This is a genomic window from Streptomyces bluensis (assembly GCF_014650715.1).
Lineage (GTDB): Bacteria > Actinomycetota > Actinomycetes > Streptomycetales > Streptomycetaceae > Streptomyces > Streptomyces bluensis.
In genome coordinates, this window is record NZ_BMVM01000015.1 from 51,616 (window position 1) to 73,098 (window position 21,483).

The 21,483-nt window shown below is 68.5% G+C and carries 24 protein-coding genes and 1 pseudogene; 23 read left to right on the forward strand and 2 right to left on the reverse strand.

Translation table 11 applies throughout. The annotated features are described in order from the left end of the window. Positions 1-190 precede the first annotated feature (190 nt). The 20 genes from IE262_RS29630 (at position 191) to IE262_RS29725 (ending at position 17,665) form a co-directional block, all read left to right on the forward strand. Positions 191-964 (forward strand): DUF4097 family beta strand repeat-containing protein, encoded by a 774-nt coding sequence (locus IE262_RS29630; protein WP_189877972.1) that lies wholly within the window; start codon positions 191-193, stop codon positions 962-964. A 42-nt stretch (positions 965-1,006) separates the two neighbouring features. Continuing rightward, positions 1,007-1,453, forward strand: coding sequence for a DUF3307 domain-containing protein (locus tag IE262_RS29635; protein WP_189877973.1), 447 nt, complete (start codon positions 1,007-1,009; stop codon positions 1,451-1,453). A 95-nt stretch (positions 1,454-1,548) separates the two neighbouring features. Next, positions 1,549-1,839: a hypothetical protein gene (locus IE262_RS29640; protein ID WP_189878141.1), complete on the forward strand. Its 291-nt coding sequence runs from the start codon at positions 1,549-1,551 to the stop codon at positions 1,837-1,839. Then, positions 1,836-2,975, forward strand: coding sequence for a conjugal transfer protein (locus IE262_RS29645; protein WP_189877975.1), 1,140 nt, complete (start codon positions 1,836-1,838; stop codon positions 2,973-2,975). The genes IE262_RS29640 and IE262_RS29645 overlap by 4 nt, the downstream gene beginning before the upstream one ends. Then, on the forward strand, positions 2,972-3,355 hold the full coding sequence (locus tag IE262_RS29650) for an RRQRL motif-containing zinc-binding protein (RefSeq protein ID WP_189877977.1): 384 nt from the start codon (positions 2,972-2,974) through the stop codon (positions 3,353-3,355). The genes IE262_RS29645 and IE262_RS29650 overlap by 4 nt, the downstream gene beginning before the upstream one ends. Before the next feature lie 136 nt (positions 3,356-3,491). Next, positions 3,492-5,663 (forward strand): cell division protein FtsK, encoded by a 2,172-nt coding sequence (locus IE262_RS29655; protein WP_189877978.1) that lies wholly within the window; start codon positions 3,492-3,494, stop codon positions 5,661-5,663. A 141-nt stretch (positions 5,664-5,804) separates the two neighbouring features. Next, entirely contained in the window at positions 5,805-6,080 is a 276-nt protein-coding gene (locus IE262_RS29660; RefSeq protein ID WP_189877980.1) for a hypothetical protein, read from the forward strand. After that, positions 6,077-6,271 carry a hypothetical protein gene (locus IE262_RS29665; RefSeq protein WP_189877982.1) on the forward strand — a complete coding sequence of 65 codons (195 nt, stop codon included), beginning with the start codon at positions 6,077-6,079 and terminating at the stop codon, positions 6,269-6,271. The genes IE262_RS29660 and IE262_RS29665 overlap by 4 nt, the downstream gene beginning before the upstream one ends. A 14-nt stretch (positions 6,272-6,285) precedes the next feature. Further along, the gene (locus tag IE262_RS29670) at positions 6,286-6,759 is read left to right on the forward strand and encodes a hypothetical protein (protein ID WP_189877984.1); all 474 of its coding nucleotides are present in this window, start codon (positions 6,286-6,288) and stop codon (positions 6,757-6,759) included. A gap of 16 nt (positions 6,760-6,775) precedes the next feature. Continuing rightward, entirely contained in the window at positions 6,776-7,066 is a 291-nt protein-coding gene (locus IE262_RS29675; RefSeq protein WP_189877986.1) for a hypothetical protein, read from the forward strand. A 201-nt stretch (positions 7,067-7,267) separates the two neighbouring features. Further along, entirely contained in the window at positions 7,268-7,918 is a 651-nt protein-coding gene (locus IE262_RS29680) for a DNA methylase (protein ID WP_189877988.1), read from the forward strand. Beyond that, positions 7,915-8,544 (forward strand): DNA cytosine methyltransferase, encoded by a 630-nt coding sequence (locus tag IE262_RS29685; protein WP_189877990.1) that lies wholly within the window; start codon positions 7,915-7,917, stop codon positions 8,542-8,544. The genes IE262_RS29680 and IE262_RS29685 overlap by 4 nt, the downstream gene beginning before the upstream one ends. Further along, on the forward strand, positions 8,541-9,419 hold the full coding sequence (locus tag IE262_RS29690; RefSeq protein WP_189877991.1) for a bifunctional DNA primase/polymerase: 879 nt from the start codon (positions 8,541-8,543) through the stop codon (positions 9,417-9,419). Before IE262_RS29685 ends, IE262_RS29690 begins: the two co-directional genes overlap by 4 nt. Then, positions 9,416-9,739, forward strand: coding sequence for a hypothetical protein (locus tag IE262_RS29695; RefSeq protein WP_229877577.1), 324 nt, complete (start codon positions 9,416-9,418; stop codon positions 9,737-9,739). The genes IE262_RS29690 and IE262_RS29695 overlap by 4 nt, the downstream gene beginning before the upstream one ends. Then, positions 9,736-11,298, forward strand: a complete 1,563-nt coding sequence (locus IE262_RS29700) for a YfjI family protein (protein ID WP_373305175.1) — start codon at positions 9,736-9,738, stop codon at positions 11,296-11,298. The genes IE262_RS29695 and IE262_RS29700 overlap by 4 nt, the downstream gene beginning before the upstream one ends. Before the next feature lie 341 nt (positions 11,299-11,639). Beyond that, positions 11,640-11,867, forward strand: coding sequence for a helix-turn-helix domain-containing protein (locus tag IE262_RS29705; RefSeq protein WP_189877992.1), 228 nt, complete (start codon positions 11,640-11,642; stop codon positions 11,865-11,867). A gap of 85 nt (positions 11,868-11,952) precedes the next feature. Further along, positions 11,953-13,239: a tyrosine-type recombinase/integrase gene (locus IE262_RS29710; protein WP_189877993.1), complete on the forward strand. Its 1,287-nt coding sequence runs from the start codon at positions 11,953-11,955 to the stop codon at positions 13,237-13,239. 414 nt (positions 13,240-13,653) lie between these two features. Further along, on the forward strand, positions 13,654-14,364 hold the full coding sequence (locus IE262_RS39755) for a hypothetical protein (protein WP_229877578.1): 711 nt from the start codon (positions 13,654-13,656) through the stop codon (positions 14,362-14,364). Positions 14,365-14,674: 310 nt separating this feature from the next. After that, on the forward strand, positions 14,675-16,540 hold the full coding sequence (locus IE262_RS29720; protein ID WP_189877994.1) for an AAA family ATPase: 1,866 nt from the start codon (positions 14,675-14,677) through the stop codon (positions 16,538-16,540). 276 nt (positions 16,541-16,816) lie between these two features. Then, positions 16,817-17,665 carry a hypothetical protein gene (locus IE262_RS29725; RefSeq protein WP_189877996.1) on the forward strand — a complete coding sequence of 283 codons (849 nt, stop codon included), beginning with the start codon at positions 16,817-16,819 and terminating at the stop codon, positions 17,663-17,665. 216 nt (positions 17,666-17,881) lie between these two features. On the opposite strand, the gene IE262_RS29730 is transcribed toward IE262_RS29725, so the two are convergent. After that, positions 17,882-18,070, reverse strand: coding sequence for an AbrB/MazE/SpoVT family DNA-binding domain-containing protein (locus IE262_RS29730; RefSeq protein WP_189877998.1), 189 nt, complete (start codon positions 18,068-18,070; stop codon positions 17,882-17,884). 100 nt (positions 18,071-18,170) lie between these two features. Continuing rightward, a complete protein-coding gene (locus tag IE262_RS29735) occupies positions 18,171-19,010 on the reverse strand; it encodes an Eco29kI family restriction endonuclease (protein WP_189878000.1) in 840 nt (279 codons plus the stop codon). Positions 19,011-19,126: 116 nt separating this feature from the next. Here IE262_RS29735 and IE262_RS29740 point away from each other — a divergent pair, with 116 nt between their 5' ends. From IE262_RS29740 to IE262_RS29750, 3 genes and pseudogenes are all read left to right on the forward strand, one after another. Beyond that, positions 19,127-20,446, forward strand: coding sequence for a DNA cytosine methyltransferase (locus IE262_RS29740; RefSeq protein WP_189878002.1), 1,320 nt, complete (start codon positions 19,127-19,129; stop codon positions 20,444-20,446). Between the two features lie 314 nt (positions 20,447-20,760). Beyond that, positions 20,761-21,261, forward strand: a complete 501-nt coding sequence (locus IE262_RS29745) for a very short patch repair endonuclease (RefSeq protein ID WP_189878149.1) — start codon at positions 20,761-20,763, stop codon at positions 21,259-21,261. A gap of 34 nt (positions 21,262-21,295) precedes the next feature. Further along, positions 21,296-21,479: pseudogene (locus IE262_RS29750) on the forward strand (methionine synthase); the annotation flags it as partial. Positions 21,480-21,483 lie beyond the last annotated feature (4 nt).

Here is a 21,483-nt window from a genome sequence, read left to right on the forward strand (position 1 = left end):
GCGCGGCACCCCCGAAGGAGACATCTTCACCGCCCCGGCATCACGCCGTGAGGGCGCCGGATCGAATCCGGCCCGGGGCACTTGGCCTGCCGCTATCGCGGCGGCCACCAGCACCGGTGCGGCGGCACTCCCGGACAAGGACAGCCCGCCGCTTCCGGTCTTCCTCCCGACACAGTCAAGGAGTTCTTCCATGACCGAGCGCGTTTTCGTTTCCGAGACGTCCGACCCCATCGTGCTGGGCGTCTCGCTGCCGGTCGGTAGCGTCCGCGTTCAGGTGATCGACAGCCTGACCACCGCCCGTGTGGTACTGCGCACCGACGACACCAGCGGGCCGGCGGCCGACGCCGTCAACCGCGCCCGCGCCACGCAGAACGGCCAGGCGTTCGGCATCGAGGTGCCGGAGATGCCCGGCAACGTGATGGTGCAGAGCCGACGCGGCAACCGCATCGTGCAGAACGTGGGCACGGTCTACGGCTCGGTGACTGGCGTGACCATCATCAACGGCCGCGTCGTCTCCGGCGGCATGAGCGGCATGCAGACCGTCAGCCCGATCGAGGCCACGGTGTGCCTGCCCCCGCATTCCTCCCTCGCGGTCGTCACGCAGTCCGCCGACGCCGAAGTCTTCGGCTACGTCGACCGGATGGAGTTCCGTTCCGTCTCCGGCGACCTGGACGCCGACGGCGTCCGGGAGCTCCGCGCCAACACCACCTCCGGCGACATCCACGCCGGCCGCGTTACCGGGCAGATCACCGCACAGTCGGTCTCCGGGGACATCGACATCGACCTGTACGACGGACAGGCCGCCACCCTGGGCACCACGTCCGGGGACATCGAGGTGCAGGCCACCAACGGCGCGTCCGGGCACGTCAGCGCCAACAGCGTCTCCGGCGACGTTCGTCTCTCCGGCGCCCGGCACCTGAGCGTGTCCGCCAACACCGTCTCCGGCCGCGTCCGCAACGGCTGAACAATCGCCCGGCCTTCCCGCCTCTGACTAGGAGTCGCCTCGATGGCTGCCGTCTTCGCCGCCGTGTTCATCGCCCTGTACGTCGCCCACAGCGTGGGTGACCACTGGGTGCAGACCTCGCACCAGTCCGCGCACAAGGGCCGTCCCGGCTGGGTCGGCCGCCTCGCGGACGCCCGGCACGTCGCCACCCTGACCGCTACCAAGGTCGCCGTCCTGCTGCCGGTCGCCTTGCTGCTGGACCTGCACCTGTCCGCGCTCGGCACCGTGGCCGGCCTCGCCATCGACGCGGCCTCGCACTGGTGGGCCGACCGGCGCACCACGCTCGCGTGGCTGGCCAAGGTGACCGGCAAGGGCGAGTTCTACCGGCTCGGTGCCCCGCGCGCCGGTCATGACGACAACCCGCACATCGGTACCGGTGCCTACGCGCTTGATCAGTCCTTCCACCACCTGTGGCTGCTGGTCGCCGCGCTCATCATCACCACCGTCTGACCCCCGTTCTTGGCGGGGCGGTCGCACTCCCGGACAAGGACAGCCGACCGCCCCGCGCCCTTCCCGACGTATCCAAGGAGAGATCCACCATGCGTATGCGCACCTTCGTCGCCGGCCAGGAAGCGCACGGCGACATCGAGTTCGCGGAACTGGCGCTCGGCATCGACGTCGACCTGTTCCGGGGGCCGCTGGAGTTCGAGACAGACGGCGAGCGTGCCGCCCGTGAGGACGCGGCCCGTGGCGTCCTCGCCGACCTGCGGGCGGAGGCGGAGGCCGGTGACGAGATCGCCGGTTGGGACGCCCTGTACGCCGACGCGCTGACCCGTACGGTGCCGTTCTTGCGCGCCGCTCGCGGCTACCGGCCGGGGACGGGGGAAGCGGCATGAACGCGACCCACAGGCCTCTGACGAAGGTTCAGATCGGCGTCTTGACGGCCGCGTTCGTGCCCATGCTCGCCACGGGCGTGATCGGCGGTATTGGCACCTACAGCAACATCGGACACGCCTACGGCAGGGGAACCGCGCTCGGTGCCCTCGCCGCCGGCGAGGGCGCAACCGCCGTCCTCGCCCTGGTCCTGCTGGGACTGACCATGCTGGGACAGTCCTCCCCACGCGTCGTGCGGATCGGACTGTGGGCGCTTCCGGCCGCCGCCGCCGTCATGGGCGCCATGGCCGCGCCGGACGCTGGCCGGACCGTCATCTACGCCCTGACCCCGATGGGCATGTCCGTCTCGGCTGAGGGCATGGCGTTCCTCGCTCGGCGCATCGTCGTCCACACCGACGGCCGCGACGCGGAGAACGAGCGGCGCACCGCCGACATCGTGCAGGCCCTCGCCTACCACCGCGCCCGCGCCGCTCAGCACCCGGTCGACCGGGTCAGGAAGCGGTCCGAGCGGACGTCGTGGCGTCTGGCCCGCAAGGTCGGGATCGGGGACGCGACGCTCGGATCGAGGCTGCTGGATGTCCAGCGTGACCGGATCACCGCCGGTGCGAATGCCGCGCTCGCGTCGATGTTCGGCGGCACGACCCCCGCCCTCGCCCCACGTCCCGACGCGGACGCGAATGCGGAGGAATCCACCAAGACCATGAGGAATCGGTCTACGGCTGACCTGCGGGAATCGACCCCCGCGCCCTCGGTGGTGCTGACCCGATTCCCCGCGCTCGATCCGGTGGTGGTCGACTTCATGAAGCCGACGCTTCCCTTCAAGCCCGTCCGGGCGATCGCCTCGCCGGTCGACCCGGTGAGCATCGACTCCGCCCCAGCCGATCGGCGGGCGGTGGCGGCCGACTCCCCCCGATCCCGTCGGGCGACCGGAAGGGTCCCCGACGTGGCCCGGTCGCCCCGGCCGAAGCGCACGGCGGATCAGTTGCTCGCTGAGGCGCGCACCGCGACCGCCGATTGGCCCGACAGTCGGATCACGGCAGAGGGCATCCGCCGCGAGGTCCACACCTCGCCGGCGAACGCGCGGATGCTGCGGGACACGATCCTTGCCGAGCGCGCCGCCGGCGCTGAAGCCGCGTGAGCCGGCTGACCCTCGCCGATTGCTTCGACCCCGCCGGCGAGCGCTTCGGCATCCCCACCTACCCGTGGCGCTACGCCCCCGAAGACTTGGCCACCCGCCGCCAACTCCGCATCCGTGGACTGCGGCCGGGAGGTCAGGACATCGCGGCACAGATCCTTCGGCCGCGTCGGCGACGCGAACCGCTGACCGCGTACCTGTACCGGGTCGACCTCGCCCGTCCGGTGCGGCCGATGACCCCGGCGAGGTGGGCGGCGCTCGCCAAGGCCAATGCCGCCCGCCGCCGCTGCCCCGAGTGCGGCCGGGACGCCGGATACGTCATCCCGCCCACGCTCGGCATGTGCGTGACGTGCGCCTACCCCGAGGAACAGCGCGCCGCCTGAATCTCACAACCCACGCACTTTGCGTGGCCTCTCCTGGCCTATCTGGGCTGACTCTCTTCTCACGGGCCCGGCCGCCCACCTCCTACAGCGTCGACCGGGCCCGCCCTCCTCACACCCGAAAGTGGAAGGACTCTCAGTGAAGCATCCCGACGACGGCGAACTGTTCAACCGGTTGGAAGCGGAGATGACGGCCGACCCCGGGGCCGACGTGGTCGACCTCGACAAGGCTCGCGCCGCCCGTGAGTCGACCCCGACCGACCCGGCATCGGACGACCCGACCACCGCCGTCATGGTCGACCGGCCCGCCCCGACCGCGACCGGTCCGGGCTACCTGGGTCGACTGGCGGCAGCGAAGCGCCGGGACGTCGTCCCGGTCTGGCTGCGGTCGACCTCTGAACTGCGCACGGCCGCCGCATGGGTGGCCCGCCACTACGCCCACTCGGTCGGGTATCACGCGCTGCGCTCCCCGGTCTACGCCGCCCGCCCGACCCTGCAAGCCCCGGCGGGAGCCGCGAAGTTCGTGGGCGGCACGATGCGGTGGGCGGCCGACCGCGAGGGCGAACCGGTCCGCCTCGCCGCCGTGCGGCGCGAGGACGCGGCCGAGTACCTGAAACTGTCGCGGCAGCGTGACGGCCGGGTCCGGCTGCGGGTCCTGGTCAGCGTGCTCGCGATGTTCGTCGGACTGGGTGCCGCGCTCGCCATCTACGTCCTCGCCCCCGGATGGCTTCAGGCGCTGTCGGTGAGCGCGGTCGTGCTGGCGCTCGGCTACGCCGGCCGCAAGGCCGATGACCCGGTCATCCACCGGGCGGTGGAACTGCCCACGGCGTCCAAGCTCACGTCAGACATCGTGCTGCGGGCGCTCGGTTCGCTCGGCATTCCCGCGATCAATCAGGCGCAGGGCAAGGGGCGGGACGGGTTCGAGTTCACCGCCCCGATCACCCGCGACGGCCCCGGCTGGCGCGCGGAGGGCAATCTACCCTTCGGCGTGACGGTCACGGACATCATCGAGCGGCGCGAACGCCTCGCGTCCGGCTTGCGCCGCCCGCTGGGCTGCGTGTGGCCGGAGGCCGTGCCGAACGAGCACACCGGGCACCTGGTGCTGTGGGTCGGCGATCAGGACATGTCCAAGGCCAAGAAGCCCGCGTGGCCGCTGCTCAAGTCCGGTTCGGTGGACCTGTTCAAGCCGGTCGCGTTCGGCACCGACCAGCGGGGACGCTGGGTGGAGATCACGCTCATGTACATCGCGGCCGTCATCGGCGCGATCCCCCGCATGGGCAAGACCTTCCTTCTGCGTCTGCTGCTGCTCATCGCGGCGTTGGACCCGCGCGCTGAGCTGCACACCTACGACCTCAAGGGCACCGGCGACCTTGACCCGGTCGGTAACGCCGTGAGCTACCGGCACCGCGCCGGGGACGAAGAGGAGGACATCGAGTACGCGGTGCGGGACCTGCGCGCGCTGCGCGAGGAACTGCGGCGCCGCGCGAAGATGATCCGCTCGCTGCCCCGGGACATCTGCCCCGAGTCCAAGGTGACGTCGGAACTGGCGAGCAAGAAGTCGCTGGGACTGCACCCGATCGTGGTCGGGGTGGATGAGTGCCAGGTCTGGTTCGAGCACGACAAGTACGGCAAGGAACTCGAAGAGATCTGCACTGACCTGGTCAAACGCGGTCCGGCGACCGGGATCGTGCTGCTTCTGGCCACGCAGCGCCCGGACGCGAAGGCGCTGCCCACGGGCATCAGCGCGAACGCGTCGGCTCGGTTCTGCCTGAAGGTCATGGGCCAGCTCGAAAACGACATGGTGCTCGGCACGTCCGCCTACAAGCGGGGTGTGCGGGCCACCATGTTCAGTTGGGCTGACAAGGGCATTCACTACTTCGTCGGCGAGGGCGCGGATGCCCGGATCGTCGGCTCGGTGTACGTGGACGCCCCGGCCGCCGAAGCCATCGGCGCCCGCGCCCGCAAGGCCCGCGAACTGGCCGGCACGCTGTCCGGCTACGCGCTCGGGGAAGAGCCGGAGCCGGACGAGAGCGCAGCGTATGACCTGCTGCGTGACATCCTCGCCGTCGTCCCGGCCGACGAGCCCAAGGTGTGGTCAGAAACCGTCGTCGCCCGGCTCGCCGAACTGCGGCCGGAGGTCTACGACGGCTGGGACCCCGAAGGACTCGCCGCCGCGCTGAAGCCGCATGGCATCTCCACCATCCAAGTGGGCCGCCGGGTCAACGGCAAGGTCGTCAACCGGCGCGGCATCGACCGCTCCCACATCATCGCTGCGATTGCGGAGCGTGACGGAAACCGGGACGCGGGCTGAGTGTCCGGGGCCGCTAGCGCTAGCGGCACACCCCGCTAACGTTAGCGGCCCCGCTAGCGCTCCAAACCCGCCCTGATCAGGCCGCTAGCGGATAGCGGCCCACCTGCGGAAACCCCTGAAACCCGCCTGGAAGGGCCCTTCATGACCCTCATCCTCCTTGCTATCGCCTGCCTACTCATCGTCACGCTCGGTTACGTCGGACTGTGTGCGGCCTCGCCGTTCGGCGACTGCCGCAAGTGCCACGGCATGGGCCACGCGATGAAGACCGACCGCAAGGGACGCCTCAAGCGTGGCAAGGACTGCCGCCGCTGCAAGGCGACCGGCAAGCGCATACGCGTCGGCCGCTGGCTCTACAACCGCTGGGCGCGCATCTACCGCGCCGGCACCGACACCCCCCGCCCGGAAGGATTCCGATGATCTTCGACATCTCCGCCGTGCTGCTGTTCGGCGCCGCCTCCGCCCTCGCCGTCAAGACCAAGTCCGCCGGTGCCGGGGCCGCCATCGTGCTGTTCCTGTTCGGGTTCTTCGCCGCCGGAACCGGCGCGTACGAGCCCATCCGCGACCTGGTCAAGGCGTTCGCCGACGCGGCCAACTCCCTCGGCAACTGACAGGAGACCCCGTCATGAACGAACACGTCCCCGCCCTGCGGTCGCACGCGTCGGCCGTCTCCGGGTACGACCCGGCATCGCTGGAGTTGTACGCGCCCGACGCGGCGGCCGTCGAACTGGCCGCCGAACGCGGCCCGGTCGTCTGGGTGCCCGACGCCTACGGCCGCATGGTCCCCATGCCCAAGCACCTCGCCCCGCCTCCGATGCCCATGCCGGAGCCGCGCGACCTGACCCCGCTGCCGCTGCTTGACCCCATCGCACAGCGCTTCGTCGGCGCCGGGATCGGCGGCGGCGCCCTCGCGGCGGGCGTCGGTTGGGGCGTGGGCGAGGTCATCAACGCCGCCGCCGGGTTCACCTCCGGCGCCGCGATGTGGATCGCCCTCGCCGTCCTCGCCTGGCGTATGCCCGTGCGCGCCATCAGCGGCGGGCGCGGCAGCACGGTCAACATCCGCAAGGCCGTGATCAAGCGCAGCACCTTCAACGGCTGACAGGAGGCCAACCACCGTGTCCCGACTGCGCATTCAGGTCGCCCACTGGCCCCGCCGGTCCCTGATCCTGACCGACACACCCCGTCCCGACTGTCGCGACTGCGAGGGCGTTGGCGGCTTCGAGCACCCCTACGGCGACGAGAACGGCGAGTACGCCGGAGACGAGTGGGAGCCCTGCGGCTGCTGGAACGAGACCCGCCGCTGGTTCCTGCTGCCCCTGCCGCGTCGGCCCCGGTGGCTGCGTCGCCGCGACAGCGGCCGTGACCCGTGGGGGCCCGGCGGCTACAGCAACGAACCGCCCTTCTAGCTCTGCCCGTGGGCGGCGGCACTCCCGGACAAGGACAGCCCGCCGCCCACGGTCTCCAACCCCGACGTTGCAGAACAGGAGACCTACAGCATGACCCAACCGCGCGTATTCGGCGAGGGCCCCTTGGCCCCTGCCACCCGATCGGGGCGAGTGTCCCGGCCGCGTCTGCTGGATCTGTTCTCGTGTGCCGGTGGTGCCGGCATGGGCTACCACCGAGCCGGGTTCGCCGTGGACGGCTGCGACATCGCCGACCGCCCGAACTATCCCTTCCCGTACCACCGGGGCGACGCCCTCACCTACCTCGCCCTCCTGATCGCGTCGGGCGAGATCCACCGGTACGCGTTCGTCCACGCCTCTCCGCCGTGCCAGCACGGATGCGCGCTGACCGTGGGCACCAACGCCTCACAGGGATGGGGCCGTACCCACGTGGACCTGGTGGCGCCCGTCCGCGACCTCTTGGACGCGACCGGTCTGCCGTACGTCATCGAGCAACCCAACGGCCGCGCCGCGATCCGCAAGGACCTGACGCTGTGCGGTGAGATGTTCGGTCTCGGGGTCATCCGTCACCGCAACTTCGAGTTGGGCGGCTGGAACACCGCAGGGCCGGCGCACGTCCCGCACCGGGGCCGCGTCCGCGGCTACCGCCACGGCCGCTTCTACGACGGCCCCTACGTGGCCGTGTACGGCAACGGAGGCGGCAAGCCGTCCGTCCCGGAACTCCAGACAGCCATGGGCATGACGTGGACGGACGTGCGGGAGGAACTGACGGAGGCGATCCCGCCCGCCTACACCGAGTGGATCGGTCGCGCCTACCTCGCCGACCAGGTCCCCACGCTGGGGGTGGCTGCGTGAGCGCGCGCGTGCTGCCGCTGCGGCGACCGAACGGGCTGCGTGTGCTGGATCTCTGCTGCGGCGCCGGCGGCCTGTCCATGGGCTACTACCTCGCCGGGTTCGACGTCGTGGGCGTCGACAACCGCCCGCAGCCCAACTACCCCTTCACCTTCCACCAAGCCGACGCCCTCACCTTCCCGCTGGACGGGTTCGACCTGGTCCACGCGTCGTGGCCGTGCCAGCACTTCGCCAAGGTCACCGCATGGCGCGGAAGCCGGGCGGACCACCCCAACCTCCTCACGCCCGGCCGTGCACGCCTGGAAGCCTCCGGGCTGCCGTGGGTCATCGAGAACGTCCCCGAAGCGCCCCTGAGGCCGGACTACCTGCTGTGCGGCACCCAGTTCGGGCTCAGCGTCCGCCGTCACCGCGCGTTCGAGACGTCGTGGGGCGGCGGCGGTGACCTGGTCCCGCCCTGCTGGCACCACAAGGGACTGCTGGCGTTCGAGCACAAGAACGAGCGCGCCTACGCGGACGCCATGGGCTGCACCTGGATGTCCAACCTCGAAGCCCGGCAGGCCGTACCGCCCGCCTACACCGAGTGGATCGCCACCCAGTACCTCGTCCTGCAAGGGAGGGCCGCCGCATGACCACCACACCCACCCCCCTGGATGCCGCGCTCGCCCTCGCGGCGGCCGGCGTCCCGGTCCTGCCCCTGCGGGCGGGGAAGGTTCCGTTCGGTAACTGCCGTGCCTGCAAGGACGGTGCCTGCGGCGGCCGGCCCAACATGAAGAGCGCAGGCCCCTGCCGGTGCCTCGCGCCGTGCCACGCGTGGGCCGCCGCGAGCACCGACCCACACGTCCTCACCTCGCCCGTGTGGGCGCCGGTGTGGCGTGAGGCGGTGGCAGTCGCCTACCACCCCGGCGGGGCCGGACTGACGGTGGTCGACCTGGACAACGCGGCGGCCGTTGCATGGGCCCGCGAGACGCTGCCCCCGACGCGAACCGTGCCGACGACGCGGGGCGAGCACTGGATCTACCAGGGCGCCATGACGTCGTCGAACTCGGTTCGCCCTGGTGTCGACATCAAGTCGCTTACCCAGTACGCCCGTTGGCTCGGGCCCGGGACCGGCCGCATGGCTCTTCTTCCGGCGGCCGTCCGCGCCTTGGTGGTGAAGGAAGACACCACCCCCCGGCGGGGCGGGGTGGCCTCTTCTCTCCCCCCGCGCGCCACATGGGACCGGACGGTGGCCACCGGGTGCCGTCACACCGAGCGCTATGTCCGCACCGGCCTGGAACGCGGCCTCGCCCAGGTACGCGCCCGCACTGAATCCGGCGCCGGATCACAGGCGTTCGGCGTCGCCCGGTTCCTCGCCGCACAGCACACCGCGTGCCCGGGACCGTGCGGCCTCGCGTCGATCGGCGAGGAGATCGTGTCCGCCGCCGTCTCCGTGGGCGTCCCGGAGGCTTACGCGCGCCGCGCGGTCGCCAACGGCCTTGAGACGGCTGTGGAGCGCGCGGCATGAACAAATCATCCCGAACCCCCGCGAACGGCCCTCAGGGCGCCGTACAGCGCCCGCCGCGGCGGACCGTGGGCGAACCGAAGGTCGCCGCCCGCAAGGGCGTCCTTTCTGCCGTTGGTTCTGACCCGCAGACGGTCACGGTCACCGGCATCACCCCGGGCCTTCAGATCCAGTGTGAGGGCGTACCCGTCGCGGACTGGCTCTGTGCCTGCGGGCACCATGAACGCGCCCGGGGCCGCGCCGCCGTCATCAAGCTCACCGCCCGCGTTCGCGTCGGCGTCTGCCCCCACACCACCACCGCCGAAGGGAGGGCCGCCTCATGACTCCACAGCCTGTGGACAGCCCCGACCTGTGGGCCGGACTGCCCACCCTGGAACCACCGCCCGGCGAGGACGACACGGCACCGGACGTGTGGGAGGACCCCATTCCCCTCACCGGCCGCCGTGAGCGTCCACCGTTCCCTGCCCACGTTCTCCCCACCTGGTTGGGGGAGTTCGTGACGGCCGTCGCCGAGGAGACGCAGACCCCCGTGGACCTCGCCGGATCGATCGCCCTCGCCGTGCTCGCCACGGCGGCCGGCGGCCGGTCCGTGGTCCACGTACGCGGCAACTGGCGCGAGCCCACCAACCTCTATACCGTCGTGGCGCTCCCGCCCGCCAACCGCAAGTCCGCCGTGTTCGCGCTGCTGACCAACCCTCTGTATGAGGCGGAGAAACAGCTCAAGACCGCGATGAAGCCCGTGATCGTGGAAGCGGAACTGACGGCGCGGTTGGCCAAGGAAGCGGCCGACAAAGCCGCCGCCAAAGCCGCGTCCGCCGACGGCGACAAGCGCGATGAGATGGTGGCCACCGCCGTCGGCCTCGCGCAGACCGCCGACACGCTCACCGTCCCGGCCGAACCGGTGCTGTTGGCGGACGACTCGACACCCGAGACGGTCACCTCGCTCATGGCCGAACAGGGCGGCCGGCTGTCGGTGATGAGCGCGGAGGGCGGCATCTTCGACATCATCGCCGGCCGCTACTCCGGCGCCCCCAACATGGAAGTCTTCCTCAAGGGGCACGCCGGGGACCGGCTGAGGGTCAACCGGCAGACCCGCCGCGAGTACATCGACGCCCCCGCGCTGACCATCGGCCTCGCCGTACAGCCGGACGTGCTGAGGGACATCGGGAAGGTGAAGGGGTTCGAGGGACGCGGACTACTGGCCCGCTTCCTGTACTCCCTGCCGGTGTCCACGGTCGGTGAACGCGAGATCATCACCGCCCCGGTCCCCGAACAGACGGCCGCCACCTACACCGCCCGGGTCATCGACCTCGCCCTGTCCCTGGCTGAGTGGACTGACCCGGCCGTCATCCAGCTCACCCCGGAAGCGGACGCGGCGCTGATCGCCTATCAGAAGCGCATCGAACCGCAGCTCAAGGCACGCGGCGGCAAGCTGGGCCACATCTCCAACTGGGCGGGAAAGCTTGCCGGGGCGACGGCCCGCATGGCCGCGCTGTTGCACCTCGCCGAACACGGCGGCAATGGCTACGCCCACCCTGTCACCGTCGACACCATGCGCGCGGCGATTGAGCTGGGGGAGTACTACACCGCCCACGCCCTCGCCGTGTTCGACGTCATGGGCGCCGACCCGGTCCTGTCCCGCGCCCGCAGCGTGCTGGAAGCGCTGCGGGACAACGGATGGGAGGACGTCAGCCGGCGGGATGTCTTCAGCGTCCTGTCCCGCAGCGAGGTCCCCACGGTCGCCGACCTCGAACCCGCGCTCGCCCTGCTGGAAGACCACGGATACCTGCGGTCCTACCAGCCCGAGCGCACCGGCAAGCGCGGACGCCCACCGGCACCCCGCCTACAGGTCCACCCCACCCTGCGCCACGGCGGCCGGTGAGACCTGCCCGCGCACACAACCCCTCCCGCACAAACCGCAAAATCGCAGAAAACTCCGGACACCCCCGCTGACCTGCGACGGGACCACCGGTCCCACCCGGCCGGGGGGCCCGTCGCACAATCCCGCGATATTCCGCAAAAACCGAGCACCACCCCACCTGCCGGGACCGGCCGACGGCCGCCCGTGATTTTTGCGGAATATCGCGGGTTTCTGCGGAGCACCACCCGCCGACACCCGCACATCACAACACCGCAGGTCAGTGGCCCTCCCCGGGGTTTCTGCGGATATTGCGGTTTGTGCGGCGGCAACTGCCCATGAACTCAGCCCCACAGGAGTGAGCCGTGGACGAACCCACCACCTTCCCCCTCGCCCCCGCCGAAGACCCGACCCTGGTTCTCCTCACCGTCGAGGAAGCCGCCCGCCGACTCCGCGTCGGCCGCACCACGTGCTACGGGCTCATCCGCTCAGGAGAGCTGGAGTCCATCGACATCGGCCGTCTCCGCCGCGTCCCCGCCGACGCGCCGGCCGCGTACCTCGCCCGTCGACGCGCGGCCCGACGAGCCGCTTGACGCCGCCCGGGGCGGCGGCACTCCCGGACAGGACAGCCCGCCGCCCCGGTCTCCATCCCGACACCAAGAAACAGGAGCGCTGCCTGTGGCAGAGAAAAAGAAGGGCACCCGCCGCGCCAACGGCGAATCGGCCATCTACTTCGGGGCGGACGGTCGTTGGCACGCGCGCGTCCCGATGGGCTACAAGGACAACGGGGAGCCGTACCGCCGACACCTGACGCGTAAGACGCGCGACGACCTGGTTGAAGAAGTCAAAAAGCTGGAGAAGCAGCGCGACGCGGGTTCGGCACAACAGCCGGGCAAAGCATGGACGGTTGAGAAGTGGCTGTGGCACTGGGTTGAGAACATCGCCAAGCCGACCGTCAGCGAGAACACATACGACGGCTACGAGGTCGCCGTTCGCGTGCACCTCGTTCCTGGTGTCGGCAAGCACCGCCTTGACCGCTTGCAGCCCGAACACCTGGAAAGCCTGTACCGCCGCATGCAGGCGAACGGGGAGCGCAAGGCCGGTACGGCTCACCAGGCCCACCGCACCGCCCGAACCGCGCTGGGGGAGGCCGTACGGCGCGGCTACGCGGCGAAGAATGCCGCCGCATTGGCGAAGCCGCCACGGATGGAAGAGGACGAATCCGAGGTAGAGCCCTACTCCGTGAAAGAGGTTCAGTGCCTGTTGCTCGAAGCCAACAGGCGCCGGAACAGCGCGCGTTGGATGCTGGCGTTGGCGCTCGGACTGCGGCAGGGCGAGACGCTCGGACTGCGCTGGTCTGACGTCGACCTGGACAACGAGTACCTGAAACTGCGCCGGAACCGTCTGCGCCCCAGGTACAAGCACGGGTGCCCGGAAGCCGCACCGTGCGGCCGGGCGAAGGCGGGGTACTGCCCGGACAGGGTGCAGGTCCGGCGTGAGACCAAGAACACCAAGTCCCGCGCCGGCCGCCGCGCCGTGCCCCTGCCCGGTCCGCTGGTCGCCATGCTCCGGGCCCATGCCGAGACACAAGAGCGGGAGCGCAAGGCAGCCGGCGACCTGTGGGTCGAGTCGGATTATGTGTTCACCAAGCCGTTGGGTGGCCCCCTCAGTCCGAACACGGACTACCACGACTGGAAGCGGCTACTGGAAGACGCGGGGGTCCGGAACGCTCGGCTGCACGACGCCCGGCACACGGCCGCCACCGTGCTCATGCTGCTCGGAGTCCCAGACCGTGTCATCGATCAGATCATGGGGTGGGAGCCGGGGACCTCCGCGAGCATGCGGGCGAGGTACCTGCATGTGCCGGACGCCATGCTCAAGGAGGTGGCCCGGAAGATCGCGGATGCCATCTGGGGACCCCCGGAAACGTCGCCTGGGGACAAAAACCAGGACAACGACGGCTGAGTGGACAACGAAGCGGCCCCGCTGTGATCAGCGGGGCCGCTTCGTTTCGCCTGTTCAGGCGGCTGCGGAGGATACGAGATTCGAACTCGTGAGGGGTTGCCCCCAACACGCTTTCCAAATGTTCGTCTGGGGGTTCGGGGTGGGCCGGGGGCGTTCTGACCTGCGGCGGAGCGGTTCGCTGGATGGGCGGTGGACGGCGCTGGACGGGGGTGAATGCAACCAGAACTGCAACCATGCGTCGACGAGGACGGCGCGGGTTCGGGTGGTCGCCATCGACCAGGTCGGCATTGGCCAGCACCGCAGGCAGGGTCTCGCTCATTTACGTTGCGGGCAGTCATTCAGGCAAGCTGCAGGGCGTTCGCAGAGGTCGAAAATGCGGAGCGCGCCGGGTGGTCGGGCCATCACTATGGCTCCGTGGATGATGCGCTTGTGGACGACGTGGACGCCGCCGGGGATGACCCGTTTGATCTGACCCGTCTGCCTCCGCGCCGGTCGGAGTGGAACAGCATCGCTGTTCTCGGAGGTGCCCACGAGGACGATCTCGACCTGGCTCTCGGTTACCTGGAGGCGGGTGCCATCCTGGCGAGCCACTGGATCCGGACGGGCACGAACGACGCTCTGCCCGTGCCGATCTACTACCAGTACCGGCATGCCATCGAACTCGCCTTGAAGTGGAACATCCGGTCGGCCGCGACTTGTCTGCGCCGCGACGGAGTGTCGGTGCCGCCCGACGAGCTCGACAACTTCCTGACGAGGTCCCACGTGATCGCGCACCTGGCGGACCGATTGAACCAGTACCTCGGCCGGCTGATGCCGGCCCCGAACGACCGGATCGATCCGCCCACTCAAGACACCCTGGACTGGCTCCACCAGCTCGACGAGAACGGGCAGACCTTTCGGTACAGCACGGTGAAGGGCGGCAAGGGGCAGGGGTTGGTGCGGGCGCGGCCGAACCAGCAGAGGGTCGACTTCGACGCGGACGTCCGGCGTCTCCACGCTGCCGCCTGGATGCTGTTCGCAGGCTTGTCCGGTGTCCTTGACGCACACGCGGAGAACCAAGCCGAGTACTACGCCGAATGCGAGGCCGAGTACTACGCCGAGATGCGGCAGGACATGGAGTGCTGAGCGCCCCAGCTGTCTCTGCTCCGGTGGTCAGCTCCGGCAACACCATCCGCGCAGCCGGGTCCTCGGCGAGGCGATCACGTCCGTGCAAAGGATCCCGGAAAGTGCGGGCGATGCGGAAGGCGGTGGCTCTCTTCCTGAGAGAGGCCCCACCCACTGCCGACGACTGTCCCTGGGCGGGACCAAGACCTGTGGCGGATGTCTCGTGTACCCAATTATGAAAAGAAACTGACCTCACATCACCTCTGACGCTAGCGTCACAGTTGTCCCTGTGGGCCCCGCAGGCCCGTACCTTTGCATCCCCAGGACGCTCGTGAAGATCAAGCGCGTATGTATCGAGAACTTCTGTTGCCTGCGCTCGCTGGATGTCTCCTTCGACGCCATCACTTCCCTCATCGGCCCCACGGGCGTCGGTAAGTCCACCGTGCTGCGTGCCCTTGACTGGTTCTTCAACGGAGACAAGGGAGGAGTGCTCGGGGAAGAGGACGTTCACTCGGCGGCGGAAGGCAAGCGAATCCGTGTGGAAGTGGAGTTCGACGGACTGACGGCGTTCGACCGCGCCGCGTTGGGGTACTACGCGCCCGACGGAGTTGACTCCGTACGGATCTGGCGCACATGGGAGGACGGGGACGACCGGATCACCGGAAAGGCTTTGGCATACCCGCCGTTCGACGAGATCAGGCGGCTTGAGGGAAAACGCGAGAAGCACAACGCGTACAAGGCGCTGAGGGCAAGCGACCCTGGGCTGGATCTGCCTGCTGCTAAGGGATCGGACGATGCAGAGGCCGCCATGCGTGTCTGGGAGTCGCAGAACCGCGATCGGCTCGCCGAAACGGATGTCGAGGGCACTCAGTTCTTTGGGTTCGCTGGCCAAGGGCTGCTCGCCAAGCTGATCGACTTCGTGTTCATCTCCGCCGACCTGCGCGCGTATGAGGAGGCGGACGACGGCAAGGCCACGGCGGTGGGCAGGATTCTTGAGCACGCGGTCGACCGTTCTGAGGCCGATGCGCGGTTCACCGCGATCGAGGACGACGCGCAGACAGCTCGTGAGAAGGTGCACAAGGAGGTCTACGGGCCGGTGCTCAAGAAGCTGTCCGGCTCGCTATCCGACGAGGTCGCCAAATTCAGCACGGGGCGGCACATCGTCGTGAAACCTGTGGCGCAGGTCCCGAAGCCGGCCAAGACAACGTTCGCGGTCAGCATCAAGGACGGGGCAGCCATGACCTTGGTGCGTCGCCAGGGCCACGGCTTCCAGCGAGCGCTGATCATCGCTGCACTGAAGTACCTCGCGGAAACTCGGCGACCCGAGGACGGGACCCGGTCGCTGTGTCTGGCGATCGAGGAGCCGGAGCTCTTCCAGCACCCTGCGCAGACAAGGGTCTTCGCACAGGTTCTGCGCGGCCTTGTCGCCTCGGCGGCGGACCGAACTCAGGTGATGTATGCAACTCACAGCCCGGTGTTCATCGACCCTCGCAACTACGAGCAGATCCGTCGGCTGGCCAGGGTGGGCAGCGGGGAACATCCCGATGTCAGGGTGCGGCAGCTCTCCGAACTGGATCTCGTTCAGTCTCTCAACGGTCGAGTGTCGGAGAAGTCCATCCGGCGTCATGCGACAACGCGCTACGTGAAGGACCTGGCAGAGGGGCTGTTCGTCTCGGCCGCTGTGCTCGTTGAAGGAGAGGCAGACGAGGCGGTCATCCTCGGTTTCGCCGAGCAGCAGGGCCTGAGTCTCGGCGCGAACGGCATCAGCGTGATCAATGTGGAAGGCAAGGACAACCTCATCCTCGCCCACGCCATCCTGAGTGGATTCGGTGTGAGGTGCTACGTGGTCTTCGACGGCGACACGGGGCCCAAAGCGCTGGCCGGGAAGGCAGAGGCAGTCCGTGTGGCAGGCGAGAAGAACATCAATATCCTTGGCTACCTGGGTGCTTCGGCGAACGCTCGGCCAGCCACCGCGTGCGAAGCGACTCATACCGTCTTCGAGGATGACTTGGAGGCGTATCTCGCCGAGCACTGGCCGGCGTGGACTGAGCGTCGTAAGGAACTGGCCAAACAGGGCGATGGCTATGTCGCCGACTGTAAGCATGCTCCGACGTACGCCGAGGCCGCCCGTACCGCCAGGGGAGAGCCGAAACTCCTGTACGCGCTGCTGGAGAACGTGATGGCGCTGGCCAGATAGCCGACGACGCGGGCCATGTCGGCCAGCACCTCGTCACGAGGGGCGCCTAGATTGCCCACGCCCCCCTCCGGCGTGCGGGGGTCCCAGCCTGACAGGTGCAGAGCAAACGAGAAGAGCTTTTCCAACTATATGTGCCACCGTGGGCCTTACCGCCGAAGACTGGCTTTGTTCGGTTTCCCGGCGAAAGGAAGCATCGTGGTAATCAATTCGGATCGCGTGGTCTCAAACAGCGCCCAAGTCTGCGAGAAACAGCCCGATACCGGTGCGCCGCACCCTTTGCCCCAGGCGTCAGAGCGGGCCGCGTCCCTGCTGCGGGCGCATGACGCATGGGCTCTGCCGGTCGAGGTCCTGGGGGATGCCCTGGGTGCGACGTTCTCCGAGGAGGAACTGATCGACGACCACCAGGCATGGCTCATCGCCCTCCGCGGCCAGACCGTTGTCGTCACTCTCCCCGGACTGCCGGAGGAAGCGAAGAACCGCCACATCCGGCGGCTCTTCTCCGAGCACATCAGTCACGGATGGGCCGCCATCACAGTGAACTCGGCGGAAGGGGTGACCTTCGCCGAGACTTTGCTGGAGGAGGTCGACCCGGAGGACGGTCCGGCAGACGATCCACCCGACGTGCGCTCGAAGCAGAGCAAGGACGTGCGCGACCTCTACGAAGGATCCGCCTACGCGCCACTGCACGGCTGGCGCAGCGACGAGGAGGTGATCGCGGCACTGCGCACGCTGATCACCGATGCACTCGCCGGCACGGCCGAGGACATGCCGGAGGAGGCATACCCGCTTCCCGACGGAGTAGGTGCCACGGTCGCGATCGGCTACGACGACCAGGGAGCACTGCACCCCCTGGTCTGGGTCCGCACGGATATCCCCAGCGGGCTGCGAGCGGACCTATGGGGGTACTGCGCCGCGCTGTCCGCCAGCCTCGACCGCGTGGATGCCGAGCCCGACGAGAACGGCATCTTTTACGTGGGAATGGAACGCTCGCCGGTGACCAGCCCGGGTGTGGCGCTGCTCGCGGCGGTCACTGTTCAGCGGATGGGCCGACGCCCTGAGGACTGCTCCTTCCCCCTCCTCGCGCCCCCCGCTCAGACAGAGGAGGCACCGCCGCTGGCTGCGTGATGAGGAGGGAACGCCGCCCGACAGCCAGAGATACGGTCCGCCTGAGTCCAGGCCCGCTGGCCGCTATCCCTCCCGTCGTCTGCCAAAGCCTCCTGTACCCGGCCCCAGCACCGGGTACAGGGGGGCGACGCGGCGGGGCGGTTCGCTGGACAGACGGTGGATGGCGCCGGACGGGGTGTATCCAACCAAAACTGCGACCACGCGGGGGCAGGCAGGTCACAGCGTGCCGTTCTCCAAAAGGTCGCGGATCGCGTCGTCCTTCCGACGGACAACGATTCGCCCGTCCCCGTCGCTGTACACCACGACGGCGGCCCCTGGTGACAGCCCAGCCTCCGCGAGTACCCCCAAGGGGATTTGGACGGTGCCGGCTTCGGAGACGGTGGTCTCGGCTGGTTCCCTGATCATTCGTTCAGTGTGTCATCAGGTGTTCCGCGACGTGCGCTGCCTACAGGCGAGAATGATGGGCTCCCCTTTCCGAGAGGGGGCTGTGCTCTATCCCATCTGTTCAGGCGTCCAGCGTCGGTGGGTCGACTTCGATGTTCCCTGCTGGCTCTGACTCAGGCACGGTGCTAACGGGCTGGCCGTCGCGGTAATACCGCCACGCGCTTCGATATGTATTGGGGCTGTCGTCGTACATGATCACGTAGCCCATAAGGGCGGTGACCTGCCACTTGGCCGGTATCTCCGCAGAGACCAGCTGAAAGACCTCGTCGGCCGTCATTCCAGCCGCTGGCACGTGGACACGTCGGGTCTTGAACTCCGCCGCCTTCCCATATCGAAAGTTGTACGGAAGGCCGGCCTTGATCGTCTCCAGGAGTGCGTGCAGCGTCGTCTCGCCAGCCTGAAGACCCTCGATCGGACGGTCCAGATCGATGGGGTACACGACGTCGAAGTGATTCCGCTTCAGGACGGTACTGTCCCGCTGGCGGCCGGGGTCCTTATTGCCGAAGCCGTTGTTGTTCCAGGGGATGTTGCCCATGCCCTTGTGGTGGCTGATGAGCAGTTGTTCGGGGGCGAGCGCGGAAAAGTCCTCCGCCACGTACAGGCACGAGAAGGCCATCTCAGCCAGGGAGATGTTGCGACGCCCAGAGATCTTGCGGAGGTGGTTGCGAAGGCGGGCGGGCAGCGACTTGTCGGCCTTGCCGACGTAGACGAACTCGCCGTTCAGGTAGAGCTGGTAGACCCCGGGCTTCTCCTTGAGCCGTGCGATGTTCTCCTCGGCGAGTGGAGCCCTGTCCAGCCCCTCGAGTGCTGCGGCCAACTGGTCACCGAGCGCCTTGGTGATGCTCAGGGTGAAGTCCTTGTGGTACTGCGTCCCGTCGTCGGAGCCCACCACCGGCGTCATCCGTCCCCCTTCTTGGTCGACATGATCTCGGAAACCCTATCGGTGACCTGTACACGTGGACGAACTTTCAGCTCGGAACCGCTTGAAGATCCACAACTCCGCGGTATGCTTTCGGAATGGCTGAACTGCAAGAAGGACCAGAGAAGGACCGCACGGGTGTCGAGCTCTTCGCTGGCGCTGGTGGTCTGGCCATGGCCGTCCACCGCGCCGGGTTCCGTCCCCTGCTCTTCAACGAGTTCGCCAAGCGGGCCTGCGAGACCCTGGAGGCCAACGTGGCCCAGCGACTGCCCGACGGGCAGAAGCCGACCCGTGTCCCCGGGCCCGGTGAAAAGGTGCCGCTCGTCGCTGGCGATGTCCAAGAACTCGACATGGACTACCTGGCGGGCAAGGTCGACGTGCTCGCCGGCGGTCCACCCTGTCAGCCCTTCAGCCTCGGCGGTGTCGCCAAGGGCGACGAGGACAAGCGGAACATGTTTCCGCAGATGTTCAAGGCCGTCCGTCAGATCCAGCCGAAGGCCGTGATCTGCGAGAACGTGCGCGGTTTGCTCAGGCCCTCCTTCAAGCGCTACTTCGACTACATCCAGCGTGAGCTGGAGTTGCCCTTCGAGGAGAGAGCCGAAGGCACCGACTGGGAGCAGCACTACCAATACCTGCTGGAGCGGCGCGAGACAGAGCCGGACGACCCCAAGAAGCGGTACGACATCGTCATGATGCCGGTAAATGCCGCCGACTATGGGGTGCCTCAGATCCGTCACCGCGTGATCATCGTCGCGTTCCGGCGCGACCTGGATGTCGACCGCGAGCTGTTCAAGGAGCTCGTGAAACCGACGCACTCTGAGACAGCCCTCCTCCGTTCCATGGAGGAGGACGGGGACTACTGGAAGCGCCACCCCAACGTCCCAGACCATGTGAAGGAGCGCGTCATCGCCCGTCTCCCGAAGACCATGCCGATAGACGACGGGCTGCTCCCCTGGTACACCCTGCGCGACGCGATCGCCGGTATCGGCGACAACAAGCCCCTGCCGGACGTTCCAGACGAGTGGCTGGATCGCACAGAGCACTTCCTTGGCGGGTTCACAGAACACATCGGCTGGCCTGGGGCCCGCATTTACGACGGGCACACCCCTAATGAACTTGACCGCCCGGCGAAGACCGTCAAGGCCGGCGTGCACGGCGTGCCCGGCGGAGAGTCGGTCATGCTCCTCGACGAGTTGGTAGCCGATAAGGCCGCCCCGGGTGGCGTCCGGTACAAGCACAGGTACATGACGGTCCGCGAAACCGCCCGCGTCATGACCTTCCCTGACACGTGGGAACTCAAGGGCCCGCGAGGGGAGAAGATGCGCCAGCTCGGTAACGCCGTACCCGTCGCTCTTGGTGAGGTCTTCGCCAAGGCGGTCGCGACCGTCCTGGATGACGCGGAGGAGCGTCAGAGGTGACCCGGCAGTCTGGTAAGGCTCAGAGCGGATGGAAGCACGAATCGCCGCCGGATCGGGCATGGAAGGGGCGACCTGGCAGGACTCGGGACGCCATCGCGGCGGAACAGGACCGGGCCGCTGGCGGTCGTCACAAGCGTTCCGTGGATCTTGGCGGGGGGCGGTTCGCCCGAGCCTCGGTGGAGCTGAAGGTACTACCTGACACACGACGCATTCGCGCGTACCTACGCTGGTCCGACGGCGGTAAGTCTCCTGCCCGCTACCTCGGACAGGTCGAGCATCCAACCCGGGCCGCGAATCTCGCCGAGGGCTGGAAGATGGCTTGGGAGAAGGGCCTTCTCACTGAGGAGCCACCGACGGAGGGCTCGTGGGCTTCCTCGCCAGCAGTACGCGCCGCGATGCGAGCCAATCGCAGCAAGGACACCCGGCCCGAGCTGCGGCTCCGGTCCTTGCTGCACAAGCAGGGCCTTCGCTATCGCGTGGCGGCGCGGCCACTGCCCGAACTGCGACGAACCGCCGACGTACTCTTCCCCAAGCCGAAGGTCGCAGTCTTCGTCGATGGCTGCTACTGGCACGGGTGCCCCGAGCACCTTCGGGAGTCACGCAAGAACGCCGAGTTCTGGCGCAGTAAAATCGAGGGCAACCAGGCCAGGGACGCGGAGACGGATCGTCTCCTGCGAGAGGCTGGCTGGACAGTTGTGCGCGTCTGGGAGCACGAGGATCCTGACGCGGCAGCCGCGCGGGTGATAAGCACTGTGCGAGGCCAGTCAACAGATCAGCATGAATCGGAACACACCGTGCCCGGTGTGACTAGATAGAGCAGATCATCGGTTCTCGGATTAAGTTGTCAGACCCTGCCGTAGCGTCATGGGTGTCAGGACGCTGTGGCGCAGGCTGAGGCAACCGGGGCTCCTCGCGGAAGCCGTCACGGTCACCCCGGTGCGCGGCCTCGCAGGGCCTTCCCCGTGCGTACGCGCGACAGGCACTCGCGCACTGCGTCTGGGCGGCGAGGTCCCTCGGGGACAACCCAGAGTGACGGG

Bases quoted from the DNA above. Each gene is read 5' to 3' on its own strand.
- IE262_RS29645 (WP_189877975.1), top strand. From the start codon at position 1,836: ATGAACGCGACCCACAGGCCTCTGACGAAGGTTCAGATCGGCGTCTTG.
- IE262_RS29635 (WP_189877973.1), top strand. From the start codon at position 1,007: ATGGCTGCCGTCTTCGCCGCCGTGTTCATCGCCCTGTACGTCGCCCAC.
- IE262_RS29735 (WP_189878000.1), bottom strand. From the start codon at position 19,010: ATGACGCCGGTGGTGGGCTCCGACGACGGGACGCAGTACCACAAGGAC.
- IE262_RS29745 (WP_189878149.1), top strand. From the start codon at position 20,761: ATGGCTTGGGAGAAGGGCCTTCTCACTGAGGAGCCACCGACGGAGGGC.
- IE262_RS29695 (WP_229877577.1), top strand. From the start codon at position 9,416: ATGAACAAATCATCCCGAACCCCCGCGAACGGCCCTCAGGGCGCCGTA.
- IE262_RS29670 (WP_189877984.1), top strand. From the start codon at position 6,286: ATGAACGAACACGTCCCCGCCCTGCGGTCGCACGCGTCGGCCGTCTCC.
- IE262_RS29640 (WP_189878141.1), top strand. From the start codon at position 1,549: ATGCGCACCTTCGTCGCCGGCCAGGAAGCGCACGGCGACATCGAGTTC.
- IE262_RS29730 (WP_189877998.1), bottom strand. From the start codon at position 18,070: ATGATCAGGGAACCAGCCGAGACCACCGTCTCCGAAGCCGGCACCGTC.
- IE262_RS29665 (WP_189877982.1), top strand. From the start codon at position 6,077: ATGATCTTCGACATCTCCGCCGTGCTGCTGTTCGGCGCCGCCTCCGCC.
- IE262_RS29630 (WP_189877972.1), top strand. From the start codon at position 191: ATGACCGAGCGCGTTTTCGTTTCCGAGACGTCCGACCCCATCGTGCTG.
- IE262_RS29680 (WP_189877988.1), top strand. From the start codon at position 7,268: ATGGGCTACCACCGAGCCGGGTTCGCCGTGGACGGCTGCGACATCGCC.
- IE262_RS29660 (WP_189877980.1), top strand. From the start codon at position 5,805: ATGACCCTCATCCTCCTTGCTATCGCCTGCCTACTCATCGTCACGCTC.
- IE262_RS29740 (WP_189878002.1), top strand. From the start codon at position 19,127: ATGGCTGAACTGCAAGAAGGACCAGAGAAGGACCGCACGGGTGTCGAG.
- IE262_RS29690 (WP_189877991.1), top strand. From the start codon at position 8,541: ATGACCACCACACCCACCCCCCTGGATGCCGCGCTCGCCCTCGCGGCG.
- IE262_RS29700 (WP_373305175.1), top strand. From the start codon at position 9,736: ATGACTCCACAGCCTGTGGACAGCCCCGACCTGTGGGCCGGACTGCCC.